This is a genomic window from Rhodococcus sp. CX, assembly GCF_015865005.1.
Taxonomy (GTDB): domain Bacteria; phylum Actinomycetota; class Actinomycetes; order Mycobacteriales; family Mycobacteriaceae; genus Rhodococcus.
Genome location: NZ_JADZGH010000099.1, coordinates 1 through 5730 on the forward strand (window position 1 = coordinate 1; position 5730 = coordinate 5730).

Sequence of the window (5730 nt, forward strand, 5' to 3'; positions counted from 1 at the left end):
CGCCGGAGGACACCAGCAACGCGTTCGTCGGGCCGGTCAGGCACGTGGACACGGCGCCGACCGCCGCTGCCGCGAAGGACCACACCCCGCACGCGACCGTCGCCACGTTGATCGGCGGGTGATGTCCGGCGCTGCGCAGCACCGCGACACCCTGCCCGTTCTGCACGACAAGCACCGTGATGGCGAGCGGAACAACGAGTTCCAGGATCGCCGTCCAGGTGAACACCGGCGCGGTGAACACGGGTGACGCGAACACCCCGGCATCGTCGCCGACCGGATCGAACCGGCCGGACACCGCGACCGCGACCACTCCCGTGAGCAGCGCCCCCAGGATCGGCGGCATCCACTTGCCGAGAGGCGGAACTGCGCTGAGCGCCAGGAACACCAGGACCATCGGCACCGCGATCGCGACGTCGGCGTCGAGTGCCCGCACGAGATCCACCCCGAACTTCAGGAACACCCCGGCCACCATGGCCATCACGATCGGCATGGGCAGCGCCGACATCACGCGCCGCACGAGACCCGAAAGTCCCAGCAGCAGAATCAGTGCGGATGTGACGACGTACGCGCCGATCACTTCGGGCCAGCTCAGGTGCGTGAGCGATTCGCCGACCACCACCGTGCCGGGGATGGTCCAGAAGAACCCGAGCGGCTGACGGTACGCGAGGCTCATCGCGATGGTGAGGATTCCGTTGAGTACGAACACCCCGAAGATCCACGACGCGAGCTGCGGTGCGCTCAGTCCTCCGGCGGCGCCGGCGGCGAGTATCACCGCGACCGGTCCGGTGCACGAGAAGATCAGCCCGACAAGGCCGTTGGCTGCATATCCGGGCCCGAGGTCGCGACCGAGCCGACGCAGAGTGGTGCGTGGTCGCGCGGGACGTTCGAACAGGACGGTATCGGCGCCGGTCCGGGCGTCTTCGTCGACTGCGGTCATTCTGAAACAACTACTCCTGTTCTCGGAACCGGGCCGCGAGTTCGCTCCGGGAACGGATACCGAACTTCGCGTACACCCGGGTCAGGTGATACTGCACGGTCTTGACGGACAGGAACAGTTCGCCGGCCACTTCCTTGTTCGTGTGGCCGGCTGCGACGAGTGCCGCCACCGCCTGTTCCTGCGGGGTGAGGGCGACGGCGTCGACCGAACGGTCCGCGGTCTCCTCGCCGGCCTTCAGGCCGCCCGCCTTGAGTTCACGATCGCAACGTTGGACGTAACTGGTCGCGCCGAGCGTCGAATACAGTTCCCGGGCCGAGCGCATCACCGCGTCGGCCTCGCGGCGTCGACCCGCCCGGCGCATCGTCTGCCCGTAGGCGTAGCTCACCCGGGCGCGGTCGTACGGCAACGGCAGCGGCGCCAGTTGCGCGAGAGCAGACTCGAAAGTGTCACGTGCCGCGTCGATGTCGCCGCGTGAGCCCTGGATTCGACCGCGCACGTATCCGACGCGCGCCATCGCGGACCGGTGTCCGCGTGCCGCGGCGCGTTCCTCGAAGGGGCGGAGGAATACGTCGGCCTCGTCCACCCGTCCGGTCATGACGAGTGCGTTGGCGTACAGGTCCGGCCACGGCCAGAAGCCCGGTTCGTCGAGTCCCTGCCGGTGCTGCACGGCGGCAAGCGGTTCGAGATGCCGCAGCACGTCGCCGTATTCCGCTGCGATCTCGGAGACCTGCGCTGCCGAGATCGCCGACGGCGCCAGCATCATCGCGTAGTCGTGGGTGCCCGCGCGGCCTCGCAGCAGGTGTTCGCGCGCCCTGGCGCGGTCCCCGCGCAGCGCATGGATCTGAGCGCCGGTCCAGTGCACCAGGGGGCGAAGGAGATCCAGTCCGGTGCGGTCGAGCTGGGCGGCCGCACGATCGACCGTGCGGATCGCATCGTCCCACTCGCCGAGCGCGAACTGGGTGCGGGCCAGCCATGCCTGCGCCCACAGCGAGATGCGTAGCGAGCCTCCCCGGAACGCGGTCGGTTCGGCCGATTCGAGTTCCGCCCGCGCCCGGCCGGGGTCGTCGAGCGCCAGCGCCAGCCAGCCTTCGGCCATGCGGAAACGTTGGCTCTGGGCGCCCGATCCGACGTGGTCGGAGAGGGTCGCGTACGACGCCACTCCCTCGTCGACACGACCGGTCATGGCGAGACCGAGACCGCGGACGGCCGCGGATTCGACGGCGGCCGGCGTGGCCCGGGGTACCAGTGCGGCGGCACGGTCGGCCCACTCGACGAGTTCGTCACCGCGCAGCCCGGCCAGCGAGTGCAGCACCATGCGCTGGCAGATCAACGCAGCGAGCTGTGGATCCGCGTCGGTGTCGTCGATCGATGTCCAGGCGCGGGTGAGCAGTTCGTGTGCTTCGGCGGCGCGCCCGCGTTGGATGGCCAGGTACCCGAGCACGGCGTCACGCATGGGACCACCAGGGGCGCTTTCGATTTCGGGGACGAACGTCAGCGCCTGCGGGAGGTCGGCGGCACCGGTGAGTGCGTCGACTCCGCGGATCAGGCGTTCGGTCCGCAACTCCCGGTCCGGGGTGATCCGGCTCGAGATGATGAGGGCCTCGGCCGAATCCGACCACGCTCCGTCCGACGCGCGCGCCTGCGCGTACCGATCGAGGCGGTCGGCGAGGCCGGCATCGGACCGGTGAGTGGCGGACACCAGATGGAGCAGGGAGGCGCCCTCGTCGTCGACGATCTCCGCTGCCCGGGCGTGCAGTTCCTGCCGTCGCGCCGGGCCGAGCCCGTCGACCACGGCTGCTCGGGTCATCGGGTCCGGAAACGACAGCGTGACGACACCGCGTTGTTCCCGCATCGTGAGCAACCCGGCCGTGTGGGCGTCGTCGAGGGCGGTCGTCGGGTCGTCCAGTTCGGCGAGTGACGCGGCATGCGCGAGGGAGCTGTCGGTACCGAGGATCGCCGCCGATTCGACGAGCAGGCGAGTTTCTTCCGAACAGCCGGCGAGCCTCCGGCGCACCGTCGCGGCATGTTGCTTCGGCGCCGGGAACCGGTCCTGCCAGTGCTGCCACTGTGATCGGGGCATCTCGTCGATGACCTGCAGGGTCGGCAGGGGACTTCCGAGGGTGTGTTCGTACAGGCGTCGCGCCGTCCATGCGGACAGATCGACACCGGCACGTGTGAGAGCCAGTTGGGCGATGTCCGAGGGCGAGAGCGGGCCGACGTGGACTGTGACGCTGCGATGCATGTCGAGGATGCGGGCGACCTCCTCATCGACGGTCTCGGGCAGGACGTCGGGGACCAGCCACATCATGCACAGCGGGTCCCCGTGGGCGCGGCGGATCAACGACGACAGCGCCTGCAGCGACGCGGGATCGGACCGATGCGCGTCGTCGACGACGATCACCGTGGGGCCGGTCAGGCCGGCGAGGATCCCGTGAGCGACGTCGACGGGCTCCGTCGCCGTCACCGGCGCCTGCAGCAGCTGTTCGGCGACGGACCACTCCCGGTGCGACTCCCACTCTGCGCAGGTCGCACCGAGAACCGTCCAGCCGGACAGCGATTCGGCGAAAGTTCTTACCAGGGTGGTCTTTCCGATACCGGGCGGACCCTCGACGAGGGCGAGCCCGGGGGTACCGGTTCGCGCCTCGTCGAGGATCCGTTCGAGCTCTGCGAGCTCGCGGGTACGTCCGACCAGCATGGAAGATCCCGTCACACATCCACGGTAGCCGCGACCGCAGGCTCCGGTTCGGTGTTCGGGGCGGTCGGACGGGGCGGCACGAAGAAGGTGACGACCGCACCGGCGAGTGCGATTCCGGCGAAGATGTAGAAGTTGACGTTGTTGCTCAGACCTGCACCGATGAGCACGCCGCCGATGATCGGTCCGACGATCCCACCGAGGCGGCCGAACCCGGCGCACCATGCGACGCCCGCGGCCCGGGCCCGGGTCTCGTAGTAGTTGGACACGAAACCGTAGACGAGGACCTGGGTGCCGATCGTGCCGACACCGGCGATCGCGACCGCGGCGAGGAGCACCGGCAGCGGGAACCCGAAGGTGAGCAGCACCAGGGCGAGGGCGGCGAGACCGAAAGTGGTGACGACGACGGGCTGGGGTCCGCGCCCGTCGGCGATCCGGGAGGCGAGCACGCCGCCGATGATCGCGCCGCCGTTGAGGACGAGCAGGAACGCGAGCGAGCCCTTCGCGTTGTACCCGGCGTCCGCCATGATCTTCGGAAGCCAGGTGTTCAGCCCGTAGGTGAGCAGCAGTCCGGAGAAGCTCATCAGTCCGAGAAGTGTTGTTCCCCAGGCATACCGACGGGTGGCGAGCGCAGCGAAACCGGCCTTCTCGGCGGTCGGCGCCGAGGGTGCGGGCACCGGGATGTCGAACTTGTACCAGACCGCGGCGGCGTCGTCGGTGCGACCGCGCGAGATCAGCCACTGCGGCGACTCGGGGAGTTTCGCCAAGGCGAGGGGCAGCAGGATCACCAGCGGCAGCGCGCCGATCAGGAACAGGCCACGCCAGCCGATCGCGTCGCGCAGCACGATCGCCAGCAGGGACGCGAGGACACCGCCGGCGGGGACGCCGCTGTACACGATCGCGTTGTAGAGATTGCGTTTGCCTGCCGGTGCGAACTCGGCGACGACGGCACCGGCGGTGGCCACGAGCCCTCCGACGCCGATGCCGGTGAAGAACCGCAGCGCGCCGAACATCGCGAGGTTCGTCGACAGTGCCGCGGCGGCCATGCCGACGGAGAACCAGACGATGTGCAGGAGCATCATCTTCCGCCGCCCGACGCGGTCACCGAAAGCGCCGGTGACCAGCGCGCCGACCATGACGCCGACCAGTGCGTACGAGCCGAGCGCACCGCCCTGCTCGGCGGAGATGTGCCCGAGCTGGCCCGGGTCGGCCATCAGTGTGGGCAGGATGGTGCCGTAGACGACCAGGTCGTAGCCGTCGAAGACGATCGCGAGCGTCGCCAGCGCGACGATCCAGAGGACGGAACGGCGGTGCCGCGCACTCGCCCATTCTGTGGGCTGGGTCATGATCACTCCAGTTGGTGAGGGCTGTCACAAAACAATCGGGAGAGAAAAACGGGCCTCACCGTCGGGGCCGGAGATGGCCCTGTCGGTGAGGCCCGGGGCGGCGGGCTAGCCCAGATCGCCGCCGGCGACGGGCAGAACCGTGCCGGTGATGTACGAGGCTTCCTCCGATGCCATGAACGTGATGGCGGCGGCCTGCTCGTCGAGCGTGCCGTACCGTTTGAGCAGCGACGAGTCGACGGTCTGGTCGACGATCTGCTGGTACCAGGTCTTCTCCTGGTCGGTCTGCGCTGCCGGTCCGCGCGCGACCCGGCGGGCCGGGGCGTCGGTGCCACCCGGTGCGGTCGCGACCACCCGGATCCCGTACTGCGCGACCTCGAGTGCCAGCGCCGCGGTGATCGCGTTGACCCCGCCCTTGGCCGCCGCGTACGGGACACGGTTGACGCCGCGGGTCGCGACCGACGAGACGTTGACGATCGTGCCGGAGTTCTGCGTGATCAGGTGCGGCAGGACCGCCCGGCACGTCCACAGCGTGGGGAACAACGAGCGCTGCACCTCGGCCTGGATCTGCTCGGGCGTGTAGTGCTCGTACGGCTTGGCCCAGATGGTGCCGCCGACGTTGTTGATCAGCACGTCGATGCGCCCGTACTGCTGTCGCGCCTCGTCGATCGCGGCCTGTGCGCCCTCGAACGTTTCGAGGTCGGCGGTCACGGAATGCGCGCGGGCGCCGTTCTCCCGCAGTTCCTTCGCGACGTCGT

Annotated in this window: 4 protein-coding genes; all 4 read right to left on the reverse strand. The window is 69.4% G+C overall.

What is annotated here, in order from left to right; translation table 11 throughout:
• Nucleotides 1-937: benzoate/H(+) symporter BenE family transporter (locus I0Q12_RS10440; RefSeq protein ID WP_197251854.1), on the reverse strand; the 937-nt coding region annotated here is incomplete at its 3' end.
• A 10-nt stretch (nucleotides 938-947) separates the two neighbouring features.
• Entirely contained in the window at nucleotides 948-3632 is a 2685-nt protein-coding gene (locus I0Q12_RS10445; RefSeq protein ID WP_197251949.1) for a helix-turn-helix transcriptional regulator, read from the reverse strand.
• Between the two features lie 11 nt (nucleotides 3633-3643).
• The gene (locus I0Q12_RS10450; RefSeq protein WP_197251855.1) at nucleotides 3644-4975 is read right to left on the reverse strand and encodes an aromatic acid/H+ symport family MFS transporter; all 1332 of its coding nucleotides are present in this window, start codon (nucleotides 4973-4975) and stop codon (nucleotides 3644-3646) included.
• Nucleotides 4976-5080: 105 nt separating this feature from the next.
• The coding region (locus I0Q12_RS32590; protein WP_231610414.1) for a 1,6-dihydroxycyclohexa-2,4-diene-1-carboxylate dehydrogenase at nucleotides 5081-5730 on the reverse strand (650 nt) is incomplete at its 5' end.

What these genes read in the sequence shown, in the direction of transcription:
- I0Q12_RS10445 (WP_197251949.1), bottom strand. Translation starts at nt 3,632, where the DNA reads ATGCTGGTCGGACGTACCCGCGAGCTCGCAGAGCTCGAACGGATCCTC.
- I0Q12_RS10450 (WP_197251855.1), bottom strand. Translation starts at nt 4,975, where the DNA reads ATGACCCAGCCCACAGAATGGGCGAGTGCGCGGCACCGCCGTTCCGTC.